The sequence below is a fragment of the Alcanivorax sp. NBRC 102024 genome, assembly GCF_001602235.1.
Taxonomy (GTDB): domain Bacteria; phylum Pseudomonadota; class Gammaproteobacteria; order Pseudomonadales; family Alcanivoracaceae; genus Alcanivorax.
The window spans coordinates 106,693-127,124 of record NZ_BDAS01000007.1; the positions used below are offsets into that span (position 1 = coordinate 106,693).

A 20,432-nucleotide genomic window follows, 5' to 3' on the forward strand; every position below is an offset into this window, starting at 1 on the left:
TAATCCTTATCTCGGTGGCACCCAGATAGCTAGTTATTAAGTATTAGTTCTTGTTTTGTATGTGTCCTTCGTCACATGACTTTACGATACCGTTACAAGCCTGTAAACGTTGTGTTGGCAGCGACAGACGGATGCTCTAGCCCGCCAATACGGTCTTTGCCGGCTTCCCCGGCTCTTCCCGTGACAACCTCGGCACCAGAAAGCCGGGTAAGCGGCCACGCAGCTGCTCATGAAGTTGCATAGCGCGAGAATCCGCCACCGCAAAATGCGCCGCCCCCTGCACGGCATCCAGTTGATGCAGGTAATACGGCATCACACCCGCCTCATGGAGGCGATCCGACAACGCTTCCAGCGTATCAACACAATCATTCACTCCGGCAAGCAACACACTCTGATTCAGCAGGGTGATCCCTTCACGCCGCCACTGACGGCAGCGCTCCACCAGCGCAGGACTGATTTCCCGGGGATGATTGGCATGCAGTACCAGGGCCGTCTGCCAGCGGGGGGCCGACAGCAATGTCAGCAACGATTCATCCAGCCGTTCCGGAATCACTACCGGGGTACGGCTGTGAATACGCAGCCGACGCAGATGGGGAATCTCCGCCAGCGCCGCCAGCAGTTCCTGTAAACGGCGATTGTTCAGGGTCAGGGGGTCGCCGCCACTGAGGATCACCTCGCGGATATCCGGGCGTGACGCCAGCCATTCCAGCGCCTGATCCCAACGCTTGCCGCTGAGGTGACTCTGATAGGGGAAATGCCGGCGAAAACAGTAACGGCAGTGGACTGCGCAAGCGCCGGTGACCACCAGCAGTGCGCGGCCATGGTACTTGTGCAGTAGCCCGGGAACCGGAGTGTGGGCAGCTTCCTCCAGCGGATCACTGCTGTATCCCTCCTCCTCGCGCAGCTCCGCCGGCACACTCATCACCTGCCGCAACAGCGGATCATCCGGGTTGCCCGGCTCCATCAGGCGCACATAGCCACGGGGCACACGCAGGGGGAAATCCTGCGCCGCTGCCAGCATCTCGGGCAGGGATTCCGCCTCCAGCTGAAGCAGGCCGAGAAGCTCCGCCGGATCAGTAATCAGGTCCGCTTGCTGGCGCTGCCAGCCGGGCAACTCCCAACCGTCCCTTTCCTGCGTTATCATGGGGGTCTGCTGATGTTTCATTTGCGTCTCTGCTGGAGTTCATTTTTTCGTCCGGCAAGGCGGAAGGAGTGCGGCATAGTCTTTCATATGTAAGTGACTGACAACGCAGCTGGGCGGGCCCTTTGCCTCAACGTCAGGGGGCCCAGCCCTTCGGGTTGTGCCTGCAAGCGCACCACTCGTCGTTACAAGTCGTTCATTTGAATAAAACCAAACATCTCTCCTTGTGCCTAGATTGGTACGCTTGCAGGCACAACAGAGACGCAAATGAAACATTAGCAAACCCCGCACCCTCTGCGACGCCATACATCAACCTTTGGAACAACATTTATGGCCAACTATTCTACCAGTGAATTCAAGTCCGGCTTGAAAGTGATGCTCGATGGCGACCCCTGCGCCATCATCGAGAACGAATTCGTCAAGCCCGGCAAGGGCCAGGCGTTCAGCCGTGTCAGACTGCGCAACCTGAAAACCGGCAAAGTCTGGGATCGCACCTTCAAGTCCGGCGACTCCCTGGAAGGCGCCGACGTGATGGATGTGTCCATGCAGTACATCTTCAGCGATGGCGAATTCTGGCATTTCATGGATCAGACCACCTTCGAACAGAAGCAGGCCGACGATGCCGCCGTGGGCGATGCCAAGAAGTGGCTGAAAGAGGAAGACATCTGCGAGGTCACCCTCTACAACGGTGAACCCCTGTCCGTCACCCCGCCAAACTTCGTGGAACTGCAGATTGTGGAAACCGATCCGGGCCTGAAAGGCGACACTGCCGGCACCGGCGGCAAGCCTGCCACCCTGAGCACCGGCGCTGTCGTCCGTGTGCCGCTGTTCGTACAGGAAGGCGAGATCGTCAAGGTAGACACCCGCACCGGCGATTACGTGGGTCGCATCAAGAACTAGTCGTGACCGACTGGCAACCCACCGCCTCCCTGGCGGCCATCAAGGCGCGCGCCGAGCTGCTGAGCACGGTGCGCGCTTTTTTTGCTGCCCGCCAGGTACTGGAAGTGGACACACCGCAACTGGCCCGCTTCGGCGTCAGCGATCCGCACATCCAGTGCATCGCTGTGCCCGGCTACGGCTATTTGCAGAGCTCACCGGAATACCACATGAAGCGGCTGCTGGCCGCTGGCAGCGGCGCCATCTACCAGATTTGCAAAGCCTATCGGGATGGCGAAGCCGGCGGCCGCCATAATCCCGAATTCACCATGCTGGAGTGGTACCGGCCCGGGTTTGCACTGGATGACCTGGTGCAGGAATGCCTGGCACTCTTCGCCGAACTGTTCATCGGCGCTCCGTCAAAGACTTACCGCTTCCGCGACCTGTTCCGCCAGGTCACCGGCCTGGACCCGCTCACCGCCAATGATTCAGACCTGATCGTCCATGCTGAATCCCGGGGCGCACCGAAAGGCCTGAACAAGACCGCCGCCGTGGACTACCTGATGGCCACCCGGATAGAAGACGCGCTTCCCGCTGAACAGCTTTCCGTGGTCACCGACTTCCCCGGCTGGGCCGCCGCCCTGGCACAGACCCGTACGGACAACGATGGCGCCACCGTCGCGCAACGCTTTGAAATCTTTTATCGGGGCCTGGAACTGGCCAATGGGTATCAGGAGCTGACCGATGCGGGAGAACAAAAGCGACGCTTTGAACAGGACAATATTCAGCGTGAAGCCCATGGCCTGAACCCCATGGACGCCGACCCCTATTTGCTCGACGCCATGAACGCCGGCCTGCCCGCCTGTAGCGGCGTCGCCATGGGCGTGGAGCGACTGTTGATGGCACAACAGGGCAGCGGCAAAATCCACGACATCATCGCCTTCCCCTGGCCCCGCGCCTGACCCCCCGCCGAAGGAGCGTCGCTGGCGGCGCGATTACAGAGCAAGGATCAAAAACCCGTTCACCACAGAACACACAGAGAAAACCTCCTTTTTCTCTGTGAACTTTGTGGGCTCTGCCGTAAACCGTCTTTTCCGGTTTTGGGTTATCGCGCCGCGAGCGACGCTCCTACATCGAGATCCCGGCACGGGAAACCATAAAAAAGCCGCCCCAACTTCCGGGCGTGGCCTCTTTCCTTTCAGCTCGCAACACGATCGCCCGCGTTGCAACTTTTAACTTTTAACTTGCAACTGCCCTTACGCCACCGCCGGTTGCGCCACTGAATTCGCTCTGGCCGCCGTCTCCGCAATCAGGTCACCAATCCGGTCAATGGCTGACGGCGGGAAGTCGTGGCCCATGCCGGGAATAATCACCAGCTTGGCACCGCGAATATGGCGGGCGGAGGCCTTGCCGCCGGCGGGACGGATCAGCGGGTCGGCGCCGCCGTGGATCACAGTGGCCGGGCAGCGGATCTGTTTAAGGTGTTTGGTCAGGGCACCGGTGGCCAGCACGGCCAGGAACTGGTTGCGAATACCGCGCGGGTTGATGCCGCGGGCCCAACACTCCCGATACATGGCTTCCAGTTCGTCACGGCCCTGGGGCAGGGTGCCGGCCAGCTTGCCCATCATCTCCAGACCAAACGCCACAAACTGGTCTTCCGTTTCCACCTTCACTCCGGGGGCCACCAGGGTCTTGAGGGCGGCGGGTTTTGGTAACGGCAGGTAGGGGCTGTTGTTACTGGACATGATGGAGGTCAGCGACAGCACCCGGTCAGGATGGGTGGCCGCCATCAACTGGCTGATCATGCCGCCCATGGAGGCACCCACAAAATGCGCCCGTTCGATGTTCAACGCATCCAGCAGCCCCACGGTGTCGGCCACCATGTCGTGCAGGGTATAGGCACTGTCTACCGACATCCCCACGGTATAACGCAGCAACGCCACCAGCGGCCCCTGCTTGAACGGTTTGCGAATGCGGGTGGATTTGCCCACATCCCGGTTATCGAAACGGATCACCCGATAGCCACGCTCAACCAGGATATCCAGCAACGGTTCCGGCCAGAACACCATCTGTGCCGAGAGCCCCATGACAAAGACAATGGGCTCCCCGTTTTCCGGGCCACGACTCTCGTAAAAAAGCTCGATTCCGTTACTGCTCACCGTGCCAGACTGCATATGTGACCTCTTCTTTGTTCTACTGCGAGCTGCTCAACATAGAAAAGCTCCAGGCAAACCACAAGCATACCCACTCCGATTGGCCCGATGGCCCCTTACACAGTGATGGCACGCCACAGCATATCGAACAGCACCCCGTGCTGATCCGCCATGCGGCCGGGGCGACCCCGGAGCAGGTGCATCTGGGAAATGCGCAACAAGACCCCGTAAAAGAAGTCCAGCAGGATCGGCGTGGCCACCTGACTATTGAGGATGCCCTGCTCCTGACCCTCGCGCAGCACACTCAGGAACAGCTCGGTCAAGCGCTGCTGCCCCGGGGTGGTATCGCTGCCCCAGCGGCCCGGGTACACCGAGTTGATCATCATCCGGCCCATCTGCGGATTGCGGTCGAAAAAGTCCAGCACCACCCAGAACACCTTGCTGAGCCGATCGCGGAAGGTATCAATGCCGGCCAGGTGATCCAGCATACGCTCAGCCAGTTGCTCCAGGCCGTGATGCAGGCAGGCGCTGAGCAGCGCCTCCTTGCTTCCCTGCTTCTCATCACCGTAGTAACGGTACAGGGTCTGCAGGCTGCAGCGGGCAGCGCGGGCGATTTGCTGCAACGTCACCTGATGGAATTCCGAATCCGCAAACACCTGTACGGCAGCCCATTCAATGCGCTGCCGCACCGCCGGGTCCTGGCGGGATTCGGGAAGCACTGCCGTCCCGTTCTTCACCGGTTCATTTCCTTTCACTGTAATTATTATTACACCACTGTCAGACAGCGTCCGCTGCGACGTTGACTCACTGCCAAGAGCCTTCTAGTCTCGACACACTTTGTCACCATTCAATGTCACATTTTGTGTAATAAAAATTACACCGTGACCGGCAACCCCTGCAAGGAGTCTGGAATGCCTGTTCGCAAAATGAAACTGGCCGGCCGCAGCGGCCGCGTGGCCGTGGTGGATGGTCTGCGCACCCCGTTCGCCCGGATCGCCACCCACTATAAAGACCTGAACGCCATCGACCTGGGCGCCATGGTCGTGAAAGAACTGATGGCCCGCAACAACCTGGACCAGCGCGATATCGAGCAACTGGTATTCGGCATGACGGTGATGATCCCGGAAGCCCCCTTTATCGCCCGGGAAATCGCCCTGGCGCTGGGGATGAATACGGTGGACGCCTACTCCATCACCCGCGCCTGTGCCACCAGCTTCCAGACCGCCGCCAGCGTGGCCGACAACATTGTCGCCGGTTACACCGACGTGGCTATTGCCGGCGGCACCGACTCCACCAGCTGCGCCCGGGTGCCGCTGTCCTCCGAACTGAGCGCCGTGCTGCGCGATGTGAGTTTTGCCAAGAGCATGAAAGATCGCATCAAGCTGCTCAGCCAATTGAAGGCCAAAGACCTGCTGCCCCAGGCGCCGTCCATTACCGAATACTCGGTGGGCGAAACCATGGGCGAAAGCACCGAGAAAATGGTCAAGAAATGGGGCATCAGCCGCCAGGAACAGGACGATCTGGCCCATGCCTCCCACAGCAATGCCGCCCGCGCCTGGGCGGAAGGCCGTCTGGACAAGCAGGTAATGACCGCCTTCCTGCCGCCCAAGGCCACCCCGCTGAAGGACGACAACCTGGTGCGCAAGAACTCCGAACGGGCCGGCTACAGCAAACTCAAACCGGTCTTCGACAAGGTATCCGGCAGCGTCACCGCCGGCAACAGCAGCCCCCTCACCGACGGTGCCGGTGCCCTGTTGATGATGAGCGAAAAGAAAGCCAAGGCCCTGGGCTACGAGCCGCTGGGTTACATCCGCTCCTACGCCTTTGCCGCGCGCACCCCGAAAGACGATCTGCTCATGGGCCCGGTGCTCGCCGCCCCCATGGCCATGGCTCGTGCCGGCCTCACCCTGGACGACCTGACCCTGGTGGACATGCATGAGGCCTTTGCCGGCCAGGTGGCCTGTAACCTGAAAGGGCTGGCCGACGACGACTATGTCCGCAGCCAGACCGGCCTCGCCGCCCTGGGCGAAGTGGACCGCAGCAAGCTCAACGTGAACGGCGGCTCCATCGCCTATGGCCACCCCTTCGGCGCCACCGGCGCCCGCGTCATCAGCCAGGCCCTGTATGAACTGCAGCGTCGCGGTGGCGGCCTGGCCCTGACCACCGCCTGCGCCGCCGGCGGCATCGGTGCCGCCATGGTGCTGGAAGCGGAATAAACAGCGGAACAAGGAGATTCCCATGAGCAAGACACAACGTGCCTTTACTCTCAAACCGCTGGATAACGGTGTGGCAGTACTGGAAATCAATGTGCCCGGCGATACCCAGAACACCCTGAAAGCGGAGTTCGCCGACGATTTCAACGCGGCCTTTGCCGACATCGAAAAAGCCGCCCCCAAGGCCTTGGTGCTCTACTCCACCAAGGCAGGCTCTTTCATGGCCGGCGCCGATATCAAGCTGTTTGAAAACGCCAAGACCGCCAAGGAAGTGAGCGACCTGTCCATACTGTGCCAGCAGACGTTCCAGAAACTGGAAGACCTGGATATCCCGGTAGTGGCCGCCATCAAGGGTGCCTGCCTGGGCGGCGGCATGGAGCTGGCGCTGGCCTGCTCCTACCGTATCGCCGCTAGCAGCAGCGATACCGTACTGGGCCTGCCGGAAGTGATGCTGGGCCTGCTGCCCGCCGGCGGCGGCACCCAGCGCATGCCGCGTCTGGTGGGTATCGCCTCCGCCCTGGACCTGATGCTCACCGGTCGGCAACTGAAAGCCAAGCCGGCGAAAAAAATCGGTCTGGTGGATGAAGTGGTGGAAGCCGTGGCGGTCTACGACCGGGCCGTGGCACGGGCGCTGGAACTGGCGGATGCCAAGGAAGAAAGCGGCGTCAATTTTGCCAGTTACTTCAGCAAGGATGGCATTACCAAAGCGGCGCTGGAACAGAACAGCCTGGGCCGCAAGATGGTCTTCGATCAGGCCCGCAAACAGACCGCCAAGAAAACCCACGGCCTCTACCCGGCTCCGCCAGCCATCATCGATGCGGTGGAAGCGGGCTTCGAGGACGGCATCGAACAGGGGTACGCCACTGAAGCGCGGCTGTTTGGCGAGCTGGCCATGTCACCGCAGTCGAAACAGTTGCGCGGCATCTTCCACGCCACCAACACCCTGAAGAAAGAGACCTTTGTGGCAGACGGCGTGAAAGCCCGGAACATGGAAAAAGTCGGTGTCCTCGGTGCCGGCCTGATGGGGGCCGGCATCGCGCTGACCACCATCAACAAGGCCAAGCTGCCGGTACGCCTGAAAGACCGGGACGACAAAGGCCTGGCCCACGGCGTGAAATACGTCAGCGAGTTCTACAACAAGCGCACCAAGAAAGGCGCCATGAGCGCCGCCGATGCCAGCGCCGAACAGGGCCGCATTTCCTACACCGCCGATTACAGCGGTTTCAAGGGCCTGGACCTGGTGGTGGAAGCCGTATTCGAAGACCTGGGTCTGAAACACAGGATGCTCAAGGACGTGGAAGCCAACGGCAACAAGCACACGGTCTTTGCTTCCAACACCTCTTCCATTCCCATCACCGAGATTGCCAGTGCCGCCGAGCGTCCGGAAAACGTGATCGGCCTGCACTACTTCTCGCCGGTGGAAAAGATGCCCCTGCTGGAAATCATCACCACGGACAAGACCGCCCCGGAAGTGACCGCCGGCTGCGTGGCCTTCGGCAAGGCCCAGGGCAAGACCGTGATCGTGGTGAAGGACGGCCCGGGCTTTTATACCACCCGTATTCTTGCGCCCTACCTGAATGAATCCACCCGTCTGCTAACAGAAGGCGTGGATGTAAAAGCCGTGGACAAGGCGCTGGTGCGCTTTGGCTTCCCGGTGGGCCCCATCACCCTGCTCGACGAAGTGGGGGTGGATGTGGGCACCAAGGTGGGCCCGGTACTGGAAAAGGCCTTCGGTGAACGTATGGCGTCACCGGATGCCGCCGGCCTGATGATCGAAAACGATTATCTGGGTCGCAAGAGTGGCCGCGGTTTCTATATTTATGAAGGCGTGGCCAAGGGTGAAAAGCCGGTGAATACCGCGCTCTACGAGCTGATGAATGTGAGCCAGGAAAAGGACGCGGACGACGAAGAAATCGTCAGCCGTTGCGTCTGGCTGATGATCAACGAAGCCGCCTACTGCCTGCAGGACGGCATTATCAGCGATCCCATGCACGGCGACATCGGTGCCATCTTCGGTCTGGGCTTCCCCCCCTTCCGCGGCGGCCCGTTCCGGTACATGGACAGCCTGGGTCTTACCAATTCGGTACGCACTCTGGAGCGACTTGCCGAACAGTTTGGCGACCGCTTCACACCGGCTCCGCTATTGATAGACATGGCGAAAAAGAAACAACGCTTTTACCCGTAAGCGTCCGGCGCTTGTTTGTTCGCGCCCGTAAACGTTCGTCCTGCCCTGCAGGGCCTAACAACCTCAAAGGAACCACAGCATGTTTCAACAAGTGATGAACTGGATGCGGGACAACAAGATTCTCCCGCAGATTTCCGACACCGAACGCCAGGCCCTGGAAGCCGGCGATGTATGGATTGATGGTCAATTCTTCGGCGGCAAGGTGGACTTTGAAAAAATCCTCGCCGAAAACTATGACCAGCTCCCCGCCCACGAACAGGCATTCCTGGACGGCCCGGTGGAAGAGCTGCTGAAGATGGCCGACAGCTATGAGCTGTCCCGTACCCGCAAGCTGCCGGACGATATCTTCAAGTTCATGGCCGACAATGGCTTCTTTGCCATGCAGATCGCCAAGGAATACGGCGGCATGCCCATGTCCACCCAGGCGAAATCCTGCATCATGGCCAAGGTCAGCTCCTACTCCGGCCTGCTCAGCGCCATGGTGGTGATTCCCAATTCCCTGGGCGCCGCAGAGCTGCTCGGTCACTACGGCACCGATGAGCAGAAGAACTACTATCTGCCCAAGCTGGCCAAGGGTGATTTCATTCCTTGCTTCGGCCTCACCGAACCCACTGCGGGTTCCGACGCGGCCTCCCTGAAAGCGGAAGGGGTAGTGTTCAAGGACGATGACGGCGAAGTGAAATTCAAGCTGAATTTCCGCAAGCGCTATATCACTCTGGCGCCGGTGGCCAACCTGATTTCCCTGGCCGTGCGCCTGCACGATCCGGAGAACCTGCTTGGCAAGGGTGAAGAGCCGGGCATCACTGTGGTATTGATTGAAAAAGGCGCCAAGGGCACTGAAGGCCTGCACATCGGCGACCACCACCAACCCATCGGTGAACACTTCCCCAACGGCCCCATTGTCGGCCGTGATGTGATCGTGCCGGCCGGCAATGTGCTGGGTGGCGTGGAATACACCGGCATGGGCTGGAAGATGCTCATGGAAGCCCTGGCGGGTGGACGCATGGTGTCCCTGCCGGCCACCGGTGTCTGCGGTGTACGCCACGGCGCCATGATTGCCGGCGCCTACTCCATGGTGCGCCAGCAGTTCGGGATTCCCGTGGGTCGCATGGAAGGGGTGGAACACAAGATCGGCAAGGCCGCGGGTATGACCTACGCCTTTGACGCTGCCCGGGTATTCGGTTGCTCCGCCGTCGACAACGGTATCCAGCCGCCGGTGATGTCCGCGGTGATGAAAGCCTACTCCACGGAAATGGGCCGCGAGATCGGCACCGATGCCATGGACGTGACTGCTGGCTACGGCGTCATGCAGGGCCCCAACAACACCATGGGTCGCCTGTACAACTCCGCCCCGGTGAGTGTCACCGTGGAAGGTGCCAATATCATGACCCGCACCCTGATGATCTTCGGTCAGGGCGCCACCCGCTGCCACCCCTACGCCTACAAGGTTGTCCAGGCCGTGGAAAACGAGGACGTGGCCAGCTTCCGCAAGAATCTCACTGGCTGGATGGTGCAGTTCCTGCTCGGCATGGTAATGACCCTGGTACGCGGCGTTACCCGCGGCTGGTTCACCGTGAAGGTGCCGAATGTGGAGCCGAAGACCAAGAGTATCTACCGTCGTCTGGGCTGGGCCGCCACCCGCTTTGGCCTGCTCACCAACCTGGCCATGTTCTTCGTGGGCGGCAAACTGAAAGCCCGTGGCAACCTGACCGGTCGTTATGCGGATGCGGTTGCCTGGTTGTACATCACCACCTCTGCCCTGCGTCGTTTTGAAGCCGAAGGCCGCAAGGCGGAAGACCTGGCGCTGGTGCAGTATGCCGGTGAATACGGTTTGACCCAGATCCAGAAAGCCTTCGAAGGCATCTATGAAAACTTCGGCGGCCCGGTGGGTGTGATCCTGAAAACCGTGGGCCGTATCTGGCTGGGTCTGAACCCGCTGGCCAAGCTGCCCGATGATCAGCTCAGCCACAAGGCCGCGCTGGCTCTGCAAAGCTACGGCGATCAGTACAAGCGCCTTGTCGGCGGTAACTACATGCCGGAAGAAAGCGATGAGGGTCTGGGTCGCCTGCTCAAGGCCTTCCGTCTGACCACCGAAGCCGAGCCGGTTCGCAACAAGATCCGCGCTGCCCAGAAAGCCCGCAAACTGGGCCGTGGCAAGGTGGAGGAGATCGCTGCCGAGGCGGCCCAGCAAGGTGTGATCAGCGATGCGGAACTGGCTCTGCTGAATGACGCCACCGCCGCCTGCATGCTGGCCATTGAGGTGGATGTGTTCACCAAGGATGAGTACTACGGCGCCGGCGGCATCCCCGCCATGAGCGCCACCGGTGACGGTGGTGTGGAACAGCCGCCGGAGTACGAGCTGGCCAAAGCCGTAGGCCAGTAACGTCCCCGATACCGAACGCCCGCTCCGGGCGTTCGGTTTTCTTTTGCCCGGTTCCATTCCTTTGCACTGCCACCCGGCAATGCAAAGGAATGCTGCCGCCACAACCCACAGGATAATCCATGAACCCACTACTGGACGGCCTGACGGTCCTTGACCTGTCCCGGCTGCTGCCCGGCCCCTTCTGCTCCCTGACCCTGGCCCAGCTGGGTGCCGAGGTAATCAAGATCGAGGAGCCGGATGGCGGCGATTATGCCCGGGAACTGTCCCCGGAATTGTTCGATATCGTCAACCGGGGCAAACAGTCCCTGACCCTGGATCTGCGCCAGCTCGACGACGTGGAACGATTCAAGGCACTGGTAAAAGACGCTGACGTGGTCCTGGAATCCTTTCGCCCTGGCGTCATGGATAAGCTGGGTTGTGGTTACGACACTCTCAAGGCCATCAACCCGCAACTGGTCTATGCCTCTCTCACCGGTTACGGCCAGACCGGCCCCTATGCAGACCGCCCCGGCCATGATCTGAATTACCTGGGCTATGCCGGCGTGCTGGACCAGACCGGCCTGCCCGGCAAACGCCCGGCCATGTCCAACGTGCAGATCGCCGACCTGGCCGGCGGCGCCCAGAACTGCGCCATCGGCATTCTTGCGGCGGTGATGGGCGCCCGTCAGAGTGGCGAAGGCTGCTGGGTGGATGTGGCCATGCTGGACGGTGCCCTGGCGCTGCAGAGCATGGCCCTGGCCACCCACCACCAGCACGGCAACAGCCAGCCCCGTGGCAAGGACATGCTCACTGGCGCCCTGGCCAACTACAACGTGTACCGCTGCCGGGACGGCAAGTACCTGGCGGTGGGCTCCCTGGAGCCCAAGTTCTTCATGGCATTCCTGAAGGAAATTACGCCGGGATTTCTCTGGAAGAAAAAAACCGGAAAGAAGAGAAAGACATCGGGGCATTCCAGTGAAAAACCACAATCTTCCAGCGGCGGCAACGATGCCCTGACCAAACTGGCCGCCGACCCGAAGAAACTGCGCCGCCTGATGGTGCCGGTGCGCTGGGCCATTCAACTGATTCTGCTTACCCGCACCCGGGATCAGTGGGATGCGCGCCTCGCCCACAAGGACACCTGCGTGTCCGGCATTCTCACGCTGGAAGAGGCCCTGGCCAATGAACAGGTGCAGGCCCGCGGTCTGGTCACTAACAACCACAAGGGCCCGGTATTGCGCTCACCCATCCGCTTTGTAGGCGCCCAGACCCGGGATGGCGACAGTCCCGCCCTGGGCGAGCATAACCCGCTGTTTGCGAATCAGGAAAAACGCCGGGCCTGAGCCCGGTTCTGACCCGATCAACCCTGCTACTGTCTGGCAAAACGTCATACCGTAGTGAAAAAAGAACAAATACGGAAAACCCATGAGCATTCAGGCCAAAATCATCAAGGCGGTGACCCGCCGCACCATCAAGCGCCACGGACTCAACCAGGAGCAATTGGTTCGTCACCTGCGCAAGGCATTTAACAACACGCCAACGATTACCCTGCTGCCCCGCAAGGTGACACTCAAGCAGATCCGCGAGCCCCAGTTCGAGGGTGACCACCTGGGTGTCAGCAATCCGTCCACCACCGTGCTTTACCTGCATGGTGGCGCCTATATCGGCGGGGTAACCCGGACTTATCACAACCTGGCCGGGCGCCTGGCCAAGCAGCTGCATGGCGAAGTCTATCTGCCGGTATACCCGTTTGCGCCGGAGCACCCGTTCCCGGAAGCCGTAAACCGGGTCATGGAGGCCTACGAATACCTGCTGGCCCTGGGCAAGAACCCCAGCGACATCGTCATCGCCGGGGATTCTGCCGGTGGCGGCCTGACCCTGGCCACCCTGCTGCACATCCGTGACAAGGGCCTGCCCCAGCCTCGCTGTGCGGTGCTGTTTTCTCCGGCCAGTAATGCGTCACCGGATGACAAGGTCATGGACGCCCTGGACCCCAGCGATGCCATGTTGTCCGCGGATATCATTCGCACCGTGATTGATATCTACATCCCCAACAAAGAGGACCGCACACACCCCTATGCCTCTCCTTGCCTGGGCGACTACCAGGGCGTCTGCCCCATGCTGATTACCGCCAGCACCGACGAGGTGCTCTATGCCGACGGCAAACAGGTTCGAAAGGCTGCGGAAAAAGCCGGGGTGCGGGTGAAATGGATCGAACGGTCGGGGCTGTTTCATGTCTGGCCGATCATGGTTCCCTTCCTGCCGGAGGCCAACCGGGACCTGAAACGCGTGGTCGAGTTTATCCGCACCGCCTGATTTTTTTGGTCATTGCCGCCACCTGAACACTGGCGTTAACTGATTATTCCAACAACAGGGAGGCGGCATGACCGAACTGCCCCGCATTCATCAGGACGATTATTGCGACGAGGACCTGCCCCGGCTTACCCAGCCCTGGTGGCAGACTTTGCCCACGGGTTTTCATGCCCTGCCGGATCACTTTCTGGCAGACAACGATACCCGCTGGCGGATCGACTACACCGCCGGCATCGACACAGTGGCGCGGACCGGGCTGGCCAGCATGGCCGGCGCCGCAGCCCTGCCCGCCACACTGAATCTCTCCCGGCAAAAGGAAGAACGGGCGCTGGTGGATTTTTACCGCCCCTTTCTCCAGGAAGACGATCCCAATACGTTCTTTAGCCGGCCCACACAGACGGCAAACATTGAACGTATTCCGGTGGCCCCCTATCACTTTCAGCCGGAGGATGGTGAGGCCCATACCCTGCGCTTTCGCTCACCCTTCGAGCCCAGAAACCCGGCGCTGCGTGACCGTTACCTGAGCCACCGTCGCAACCGCACCGCCTGGGCCCAGCACTGGCGTCACCATGGCGAACCGCGCCCGACACTGATCATGATCCACGGCTTTGTGGCCGACCCCTACTGGCTCAATACCCGCTGGCTGGCGCTACCCTGGTTTTACAAGCAGGGCTTCGATGTCTTGCTCTACACCCTGCCGTTCCATGGACGCCGCAAGGGCCGTCTTGCCCCGTTCAGCGGCGCCCAGTTTTTCAGCCAGGGCATGGCCCTACTCAACGAAACGTTCGCCCATGCCATCCATGACCTGCGTCTGTTCATGGATTATTTGCGTGCCCAGGGCACGCCGGCCATGGGCGCCACGGGGATCTCTCTCGGCGGTTACACCACCGGACTCCTGGCCGCACTGGAAGACGACCTGGCCTTTGCCATTCCCAATGTGCCACTGGTCAGCATCATGGACCTGATGCAGAGCTGGTTCCCGATCAACCTGCAGGTGGGCCTGATGAAAAAAGTCTACGGCACGGACCTGCAGGGCCTGCGCGAGATTACCGCCTTGCATTCCCCCCTGACCTGGCCATGCAAGGTGCCGTCCAAGGGGCGTATGGTCATCGGCGGTGCCGGCGATCGCTTCGCCCCGCCCAAACACAGTCACCTGCTGCACCAGCACTGGGGACATTGCGACCTGCACTGGTTCCCGGGCAACCATCTGCTGCATCTGGATCAGGGGCTTTATCTGAAAGCCATGCGGGATTTCATGAAGGCGGCGCTGGGGGAGACGTCAGCGGCGGTGAATGCCTGAATCCCCCTTCCCCGTTGTAGCCATGCTTGCCCCCAAGGGGATCTGCAACATGCGAATGGGGTTGGGGTAGCATCCTGGCGGAGTGCTTTAGGTAGACCTGTCGAGTTTTGAAATGCCTGATCACCCTGCGGGCGATTTCCGCGCAAGCACGGTTCGCCATGCAAGCATAGGTTATTCGCTTCGCTCACCCTTCGGGCCGCACGGAACTACGTGCGTTACTCCGCTGCGCTCCGTTCCTACAGCGGCTTCGTAGATATCTCGGAACCTGAGGAACTTTTGGCCTTGCCCCATCCAACCAGCGTAGCTTGTAGCTTGTAGCTTGTAGCTTGTAGCTTGTAGCTTGTAGCTTGTAGCTTGTAGCTTGTAGCTTGTAGCTTGTAGCTTGTAGCTTGTAGCTTGTAGCTTGTAGCTTGTAGCTTGTAGCTTGTAGCTTGTAGCTTGTAGCTTGTAGCTTGTAGCTTGTAGCTTGTAGCTTGTAGCTTGTAGCTTGTAGCTCCTACGACTTGTCGGTCTTGAACAACGCCGCCGTGCCCGCACCGCAGGACACCACGGTTTTCATCATGCTTTCCACGCCGATTTCCGGGTGCAGTTCCACCAGGCTCTCATGTACGTGGTAGATAAACCCGCTGGTGGGGTTGGGCCCCGTGGGCACGAACACCGTCACATGACCATCCCCATGTCGCGACGTGACCAGGGCCGTCACCGACACATCCGTGTCCCGGCCATACAGCCACACCCGCGCCACTTCTCCGCGACTGAACGGGCTGTCACTGCTGCTACCCATCAACTGGCCGATCACTTCCTTGACCGTCTTGTAACCCGGCAGCCGGGTCATCACATTCTCTTCCCACTGCTGCCACAGCCAGCTTCCCAGACGGGTGGCCACCAGGGTCCCCACCAAAAAGCACAGCACCAGCACCGCCAGCACTGACAACCAGTCGGCCACAAACTTGGGCAGATCGAAGGCGCGGATAAAGACCGTGGTAAAGGGAGCGATCATTTCCGTCACCGTCTGGTAAATCCAGCGGAAGAAAAACACGATGATGGAAATCGGCAGCAGGATGGTCAGACCACCCAACAGGGACTTGCGAATAAAAAACCAGATGCGGCGATTGGCGCTCATGGATTATGCCTTCCTTACCGGTTGTATGGGCGACGCTCAATCGCGGCTGCCAGGGGGCTCGTACCAGATGCGATTGATAAACAGACAACGCTCACCGGTGGGGGTTCGCACTTCCACCTCGTCATCCACCTGTTTCTTCAGCAAGGCCCGTGCCAGTGGCGCATCGATGCTGATGTAATGCTTCTTGGCATCCGTCTCGTCCGGGCCCACCAGGCGATAGGTTTCGGTCTCGCCCTCATCGTTTTCCAGTTCCACCCAGGCCCCGAAAAACACCCGGCTCTGGTCTTCCGGCAAGCGGTCCACCACGGTCATGTCATCCAGGCGCTTGCTGAGAAAGCGTACCCGCCGATCGATCTCACGCAGCTGCTTCTTGCCGTAGATGTATTCGGCATTCTCCGACCGGTCTCCCTGGGCAGCGGCTTCCTGCACCGCCTGGGTCACCGCCGGGCGCTTTTCCTTCCACAGATACTGCAACTCGTCGTTAAGCGTTTTATAACCTTCGGCGGTGATGTACTTGGAAGCCGGAATCCCTTTTGGTCGCCAGCGGCCCATGGGGTTATACCTCGAAAATTCGATCAATCTCGCGCAGCCCCTTGAACTCCAGCGTATTGCCGGTGGGGTCCTGCACGAAAAACGTGCCCTGCTCGGCGGGCTGGCCCACAAAACGTTCACGGGGCTTGAGCAGGAATGGCCAGTCATTGTCGTAAATGCGTTCCACCAGGGTTTCCCAGCGGGGGAAATCCAGCACCACGCCAAAATGAGGCATGGGCACCGGGTGGCCATCCACCTCACTGTAGCCCTGGATCGGAGTCAGGTCTTTGCCCTTGTGCAGAGACAATTGATGGCCATGCAGATCGATATCCACCCAATTGGGGGCATCCCGACCCCGTCGGCCACCCAACACACGGCAGTAAAAGTCTGCCGATTCTTCCAGGTCATTCACCATAAAGGCCAGATGAAAGGCCGGCTGTTTTTCCATCGTCTACCGCTCTTGCTAAACTCTCGTCATTCCGCCCGATACGGAACCTTTGTTCGCCTGCGTCGGGCGCCCCATGTTACTAGAGGACTCCGCCCCATGTCTGTCACCCGCGCTCCCTGGCCCGCCACCCGTCTGCGCCGCATGCGTCGCGACGACTTCTCCCGTCGGCTGATGCGCGAAAACACCCTCACGGTGGACGACCTGATCTATCCGGTGTTTGTGCTGGAGGGAAAAAACCAGACCGAGACAGTGGCGTCCATGCCCGGCGTGGAGCGCATGAGTGTGGATCTGCTGGTCCGGGAAGCCGAGGAACTGGCCAGGCTTGGCGTACCGGCCATGGCCCTGTTTCCAGTCACCCCGGCAGAGGTCAAAACCCTGGACGGTCAGGAGGCCTGGAATCCGGATGGCCTGGCCCAGCGGGCGGTGCGCGCCATCAAGGCGGCGGTACCGGAAATGGGGGTGATCACCGACGGCGCCCTGGACCCGTTCACCACCCACGGCCAGGACGGCATCATCGACGACAGCGGTTACGTGCTCAACGATGTCACTGTGGAAGCCCTGGTCAAACAGGCCCTGTCCCAGGCGGAAGCGGGTGCTGACGTGATAGCGCCCTCGGACATGATGGACGGCCGCATCGGCGCCATCCGCGACGCACTGGAAGCCAACGGACACATCCACACTCGCATCATGGCCTACTCCGCCAAGTACGCCAGCGCCTACTACGGCCCTTTCCGTGACGCCGTGGGCTCCGCCGGCAACCTGGGCAAGGCCGACAAGACCACCTACCAGATGGACCCGGCCAATAGTGACGAGGCCCTCCATGAAATCGCCCTGGACCTGGCCGAGGGCGCCGACATGGTGATGGTGAAACCGGGCATGCCCTACCTGGACGTGGTGCGCCGGGTGAAAGACGAGTTCAAGGTGCCGGTGTACGCCTATCAAGTGAGCGGCGAGTACGCCATGCACATGGCCGCCTTCCAGAATGGCTGGCTGGACCAGGACAAGGTAATGATGGAATCCCTGCTGGCCTTCAAACGGGCCGGCGCCGATGGCATTCTCACCTACTTCGCCAAGGCGGCGGCGCAAAAACTGGCCGGGGCTGGCTAGTCTCTGTTCACAAACTGACCAGCCGGGCAGGCACAGCAGCCAGCCCGGCCAATGTCTTCTTGCTGCCCTGGCATACACTTCCCGGGTTTTCTGCCGATTCTTTCTTTGTGTCGGGTCTCTGACCCCGGGAGTTGTTATGCGTACTCTGATCCTGATCGCCACCCTGAGCCTGTCGAGCCTGGCCAGCGCGGAAGGCCGCGCTCCCACTGACCAGGAGATGCAGGAGCTGGACATCATCCAGCAATCCTGGATTTTCCAGGGCTAGAAAATAGCCAGACACAAAAAAGCCGGCGCATGCGCCGGCTTTTTTATTGCCCTGAAATCGTTCAGAAACGATAACGGGCATTGGCGGTGACGGTACGGGTCTCACCGTAGCCACAGTCATAAACGGTTGTCGCGAACTGACCGCGACACCAGGACACGTATTCCTTGTCGGTCAGGTTCTGCACGTTGACGCTGAAGTCCCAGTCGTTGACAGCATAACCCAGCATGGCGTCGTAAAGGGTGACAGAAGGTACCTTGGGAGCAGCCCCGACACCATCCGCAGAACCGGCATAATCAAAGCCCACGTTGTCGCCCACGTAACGCACACCGGCACCAAAGCGCAGACCGTTTTCCAGTTCGTACTTGCCCCAGGCAGAGGCCAGTCGGTCTGCGATATAGGGCAGGCGCTCACCGGACTGGTCATCCACCACACGCAGGTCGGTATAGTTGGCCAGCAGCTCCAGGTTGCCCAGCTGCTTCTTCACTTCCACTTCCCAGCCTTCGGACTTGGCGCCCACCTGTTCAACGCTGTCTTGACCGGGAGAAGGCACCACACGATTGGTTTCTTCGATATAGAAATAGGCCGCCGAGGCAGACAGATCACCCGCGTCGTTCAGATACTTGAACCCGGCCTCCTGCTGCTCACCGGTGGTGGCCGCAAGGCTGCTGCCATCGTTCGTCCCCAGATTCGGCACAAACGCTTCGGAATAACTCACATAGGGAGACAGACCGAAATCGAACTGGTACATCAGGCCCAGGCGACCGGTGGTTTCGCTGTCATCACTTTCCCTATTGGCATTATCCACAACGAAAACCTTGTTGGTGGATTCGTCGTGGCGCAAGGCACCGGACACCACCACATTGCCGATTTCCATATGGTCAATCAGGTAAACCCCGGTCTGGCGAATGGCATTATCGTTACGATCTTCCGGGTCCAGGGCGCTGTAGACCACATTGCCATACTGGGGGTTGTAGAGGTTGATCGTGGATGTTGCCACAACATCAGAGAAATAGTTGCCCTCTTCCCACAGGGCATCCTGGTAATCAACACCCAGCGCCAGGGTATGGCGGGTCACCCCCAGGTCCATCTTGCCTTCCAGGCGCACATCGAAGTTGCTGACATCGGTGGCACGATCCGCCATGTGCATGGTGCGCTCAATCGTTCCATCGGCACTTATGGTGCCGCCAATGGCCGCCCAGTGCTCCCGGGTTTCCGTCTCGGAACTGGTGTGGCGGGCGGTAGCCGCCAGGTTCCAGTTGTCAGTCAGACGCTGGTCCACGAACAGGGTGACTTCGTTCTGGGTACGGTCATAACGGTCCCAGCTCGGCTCACCGACAAAGGTCTCCACCGGAATGTCGCCCTTGACGCCCGGCAGCAAGGTGCCTTCCGCCGGCAGGAACTGGGCGGAGATGCCGCCATTGTTTTCCTGGGCATTGAACAACAGGGTGACGGTGGTGCTGTCCGTGGGCAGCCAGGTAAAGGACGGAGCAAACACAAAGCCATTGTCGTCCACATGATCCACCTGGGTACCGCTTTCACGCTTGAGCGCAACCAGGCGGTACAGCAGCTTGCCATCTTCGGACATGGGGCCGGTCACATCGGCGGCCAGCTGTTTGCGGTCGTAGGAGCCCACCTGCGCCCAGATTTCGCCCTGCTTCTCCGGTTTGGGCAGCTTGGACACCGTATTCACGATCCCGCCCAATTCCGCCTGACCGTAGAGCACGGAAGACGGCCCCTTGAGCACTTCGATGCTTTCCAGGGCATAAACGTTGGGCCGGGCACTGTTGTAGGAACCATAAACAGAGCGCAGGCCATCCTTATAGACGGAGGCATCCAGGCCACGCACCTTCACCCAGTCACCGCGAGTATCGAAACCGAAAGCACCGGAATAGACGCCGGAGGAATACACCAGCGCGTCCTGAACATTCTTGGCGCCGGTATCCTTGATGAACTCTTCATTTACCACGGTAATGGCATAGGGGGTCTTTTCCACCGGCACATCCAGCTTGCCCGACTGGGCAGCCCGGTCCTCGGTGATATAGCCCTCACCCTCAGGGACGTCGGCATTTACCTGAACGGCAGGAATAACATGGCTGTCGGCCTCATCGGCCTGAACAGGAATGGTGGCAACCAGCAATAGGGTGCCGAGCATCGGCGTGCCCCAAAACACGCGATTTCGGTAATTCATCAGAAACTCCCAGAATAAGGCAAGCAATAACAAGAATGATTCGCATTATATTTCATTGCTTAACCCGCTGAAAAGCCCCGGACAACGCCAAAATCAACGCTTACGAACCTAATTCAACTCTGCAGCACCGGGTAACCCGGCAAAAAGGGGCGTCTGCAGGACGCACAGACTGGATGTGAACAGCCCCCGGGGGAGCCTTTGCATGAAGCCCTGCATGATCAGCGTGG

Annotated in this window: 17 protein-coding genes; 10 read left to right on the forward strand and 7 right to left on the reverse strand. The window is 60.2% G+C overall.

Annotated elements, in window-relative coordinates:
- Positions 1–136: 136 nt before the first annotated feature.
- Positions 137–1,165, reverse strand: coding sequence for an EF-P beta-lysylation protein EpmB (gene epmB / locus A0251_RS12165; RefSeq protein ID WP_231874230.1), 1,029 nt, complete (start codon positions 1,163–1,165; stop codon positions 137–139).
- A gap of 306 nt (positions 1,166–1,471) precedes the next feature.
- Here epmB and efp point away from each other — a divergent pair, with 306 nt between their 5' ends.
- Both efp and epmA read left to right on the forward strand, forming a co-directional pair.
- Positions 1,472–2,041, forward strand: coding sequence for an elongation factor P (gene efp, locus A0251_RS12170; RefSeq protein WP_062817121.1), 570 nt, complete (start codon positions 1,472–1,474; stop codon positions 2,039–2,041).
- 2 nt (positions 2,042–2,043) lie between these two features.
- Positions 2,044–2,979 (forward strand): EF-P lysine aminoacylase EpmA, encoded by a 936-nt coding sequence (epmA, locus tag A0251_RS12175; protein ID WP_062817122.1) that lies wholly within the window; start codon positions 2,044–2,046, stop codon positions 2,977–2,979.
- Between the two features lie 294 nt (positions 2,980–3,273).
- Here epmA and A0251_RS12180 read toward each other — a convergent pair whose 3' ends face one another.
- Positions 3,274–4,191 (reverse strand): alpha/beta fold hydrolase, encoded by a 918-nt coding sequence (locus A0251_RS12180; RefSeq protein ID WP_062817123.1) that lies wholly within the window; start codon positions 4,189–4,191, stop codon positions 3,274–3,276.
- 95 nt (positions 4,192–4,286) lie between these two features.
- Positions 4,287–4,907 carry a TetR/AcrR family transcriptional regulator gene (locus A0251_RS12185; RefSeq protein ID WP_062817124.1) on the reverse strand — a complete coding sequence of 207 codons (621 nt, stop codon included), beginning with the start codon at positions 4,905–4,907 and terminating at the stop codon, positions 4,287–4,289.
- Positions 4,908–5,081: 174 nt separating this feature from the next.
- Between A0251_RS12185 and fadI the strand changes: the two genes are divergently transcribed.
- The 6 genes from fadI to A0251_RS12215 all read left to right on the forward strand — a co-directional run bounded on the left by fadI (position 5,082) and on the right by A0251_RS12215 (position 14,543).
- Complete coding sequence (gene fadI / locus A0251_RS12190; RefSeq protein ID WP_062817125.1) at positions 5,082–6,386, forward strand: acetyl-CoA C-acyltransferase FadI; 1,305 nt, start codon at positions 5,082–5,084, stop codon at positions 6,384–6,386.
- Positions 6,387–6,408: 22 nt separating this feature from the next.
- A complete protein-coding gene (gene fadJ, locus A0251_RS12195; RefSeq protein ID WP_062817126.1) occupies positions 6,409–8,568 on the forward strand; it encodes a fatty acid oxidation complex subunit alpha FadJ in 2,160 nt (719 codons plus the stop codon).
- A 79-nt stretch (positions 8,569–8,647) separates the two neighbouring features.
- Positions 8,648–10,951: an acyl-CoA dehydrogenase gene (locus A0251_RS12200; protein WP_062817127.1), complete on the forward strand. Its 2,304-nt coding sequence runs from the start codon at positions 8,648–8,650 to the stop codon at positions 10,949–10,951.
- 119 nt (positions 10,952–11,070) lie between these two features.
- The gene (locus A0251_RS12205) at positions 11,071–12,273 is read left to right on the forward strand and encodes a CaiB/BaiF CoA-transferase family protein (RefSeq protein WP_062817128.1); all 1,203 of its coding nucleotides are present in this window, start codon (positions 11,071–11,073) and stop codon (positions 12,271–12,273) included.
- Between the two features lie 82 nt (positions 12,274–12,355).
- A complete protein-coding gene (locus A0251_RS12210) occupies positions 12,356–13,246 on the forward strand; it encodes an alpha/beta hydrolase (RefSeq protein ID WP_062817129.1) in 891 nt (296 codons plus the stop codon).
- A gap of 67 nt (positions 13,247–13,313) precedes the next feature.
- Complete coding sequence (locus A0251_RS12215) at positions 13,314–14,543, forward strand: S9 family peptidase (RefSeq protein WP_062817130.1); 1,230 nt, start codon at positions 13,314–13,316, stop codon at positions 14,541–14,543.
- Positions 14,544–15,039: 496 nt separating this feature from the next.
- Here the strand turns inward: A0251_RS12215 and A0251_RS12220 are convergent, their stop codons facing one another.
- Genes A0251_RS12220 through A0251_RS12230 form a run of 3 tightly spaced genes read right to left on the reverse strand, consistent with a single transcriptional unit; the run spans position 15,040 to position 16,645 of the window.
- On the reverse strand, positions 15,040–15,666 hold the full coding sequence (locus tag A0251_RS12220) for a DUF502 domain-containing protein (RefSeq protein ID WP_062817131.1): 627 nt from the start codon (positions 15,664–15,666) through the stop codon (positions 15,040–15,042).
- 36 nt (positions 15,667–15,702) lie between these two features.
- Positions 15,703–16,218: a transcription elongation factor GreB gene (gene greB / locus A0251_RS12225; RefSeq protein ID WP_062817132.1), complete on the reverse strand. Its 516-nt coding sequence runs from the start codon at positions 16,216–16,218 to the stop codon at positions 15,703–15,705.
- Positions 16,219–16,222: 4 nt separating this feature from the next.
- The gene (locus A0251_RS12230; protein WP_062817133.1) at positions 16,223–16,645 is read right to left on the reverse strand and encodes a VOC family protein; all 423 of its coding nucleotides are present in this window, start codon (positions 16,643–16,645) and stop codon (positions 16,223–16,225) included.
- A 96-nt stretch (positions 16,646–16,741) separates the two neighbouring features.
- On the opposite strand from A0251_RS12230, the gene hemB reads away from it, so the two are divergent.
- Positions 16,742–17,752 (forward strand): porphobilinogen synthase, encoded by a 1,011-nt coding sequence (gene hemB / locus A0251_RS12235; RefSeq protein ID WP_062817134.1) that lies wholly within the window; start codon positions 16,742–16,744, stop codon positions 17,750–17,752.
- 136 nt (positions 17,753–17,888) lie between these two features.
- Positions 17,889–18,017 carry a hypothetical protein gene (locus tag A0251_RS17690; protein WP_255357634.1) on the forward strand — a complete coding sequence of 43 codons (129 nt, stop codon included), beginning with the start codon at positions 17,889–17,891 and terminating at the stop codon, positions 18,015–18,017.
- Between the two features lie 61 nt (positions 18,018–18,078).
- On the opposite strand, the gene A0251_RS12240 is transcribed toward A0251_RS17690, so the two are convergent.
- Positions 18,079–20,205, reverse strand: coding sequence for a TonB-dependent siderophore receptor (locus A0251_RS12240; RefSeq protein ID WP_062817135.1), 2,127 nt, complete (start codon positions 20,203–20,205; stop codon positions 18,079–18,081).
- Between the last annotated feature and the right edge of the window lie 227 nt (positions 20,206–20,432).

Coding starts and splice junctions, on each gene's coding strand:
- epmB (WP_231874230.1), bottom strand. CDS start 1,165: ATGAAACATCAGCAGACCCCCATGATAACGCAGGAAAGGGACGGTTGG.
- efp (WP_062817121.1), top strand. CDS start 1,472: ATGGCCAACTATTCTACCAGTGAATTCAAGTCCGGCTTGAAAGTGATG.
- A0251_RS12180 (WP_062817123.1), bottom strand. CDS start 4,191: ATGCAGTCTGGCACGGTGAGCAGTAACGGAATCGAGCTTTTTTACGAG.
- fadI (WP_062817125.1), top strand. CDS start 5,082: ATGCCTGTTCGCAAAATGAAACTGGCCGGCCGCAGCGGCCGCGTGGCC.
- fadJ (WP_062817126.1), top strand. CDS start 6,409: ATGAGCAAGACACAACGTGCCTTTACTCTCAAACCGCTGGATAACGGT.
- A0251_RS12200 (WP_062817127.1), top strand. CDS start 8,648: ATGTTTCAACAAGTGATGAACTGGATGCGGGACAACAAGATTCTCCCG.
- A0251_RS12205 (WP_062817128.1), top strand. CDS start 11,071: ATGAACCCACTACTGGACGGCCTGACGGTCCTTGACCTGTCCCGGCTG.
- A0251_RS12210 (WP_062817129.1), top strand. CDS start 12,356: ATGAGCATTCAGGCCAAAATCATCAAGGCGGTGACCCGCCGCACCATC.
- A0251_RS12215 (WP_062817130.1), top strand. CDS start 13,314: ATGACCGAACTGCCCCGCATTCATCAGGACGATTATTGCGACGAGGAC.
- A0251_RS12220 (WP_062817131.1), bottom strand. CDS start 15,666: ATGAGCGCCAATCGCCGCATCTGGTTTTTTATTCGCAAGTCCCTGTTG.
- greB (WP_062817132.1), bottom strand. CDS start 16,218: ATGGGCCGCTGGCGACCAAAAGGGATTCCGGCTTCCAAGTACATCACC.
- A0251_RS12230 (WP_062817133.1), bottom strand. CDS start 16,645: ATGGAAAAACAGCCGGCCTTTCATCTGGCCTTTATGGTGAATGACCTG.
- hemB (WP_062817134.1), top strand. CDS start 16,742: ATGTCTGTCACCCGCGCTCCCTGGCCCGCCACCCGTCTGCGCCGCATG.
- A0251_RS17690 (WP_255357634.1), top strand. CDS start 17,889: ATGCGTACTCTGATCCTGATCGCCACCCTGAGCCTGTCGAGCCTGGCC.
- A0251_RS12240 (WP_062817135.1), bottom strand. CDS start 20,205: ATGAATTACCGAAATCGCGTGTTTTGGGGCACGCCGATGCTCGGCACC.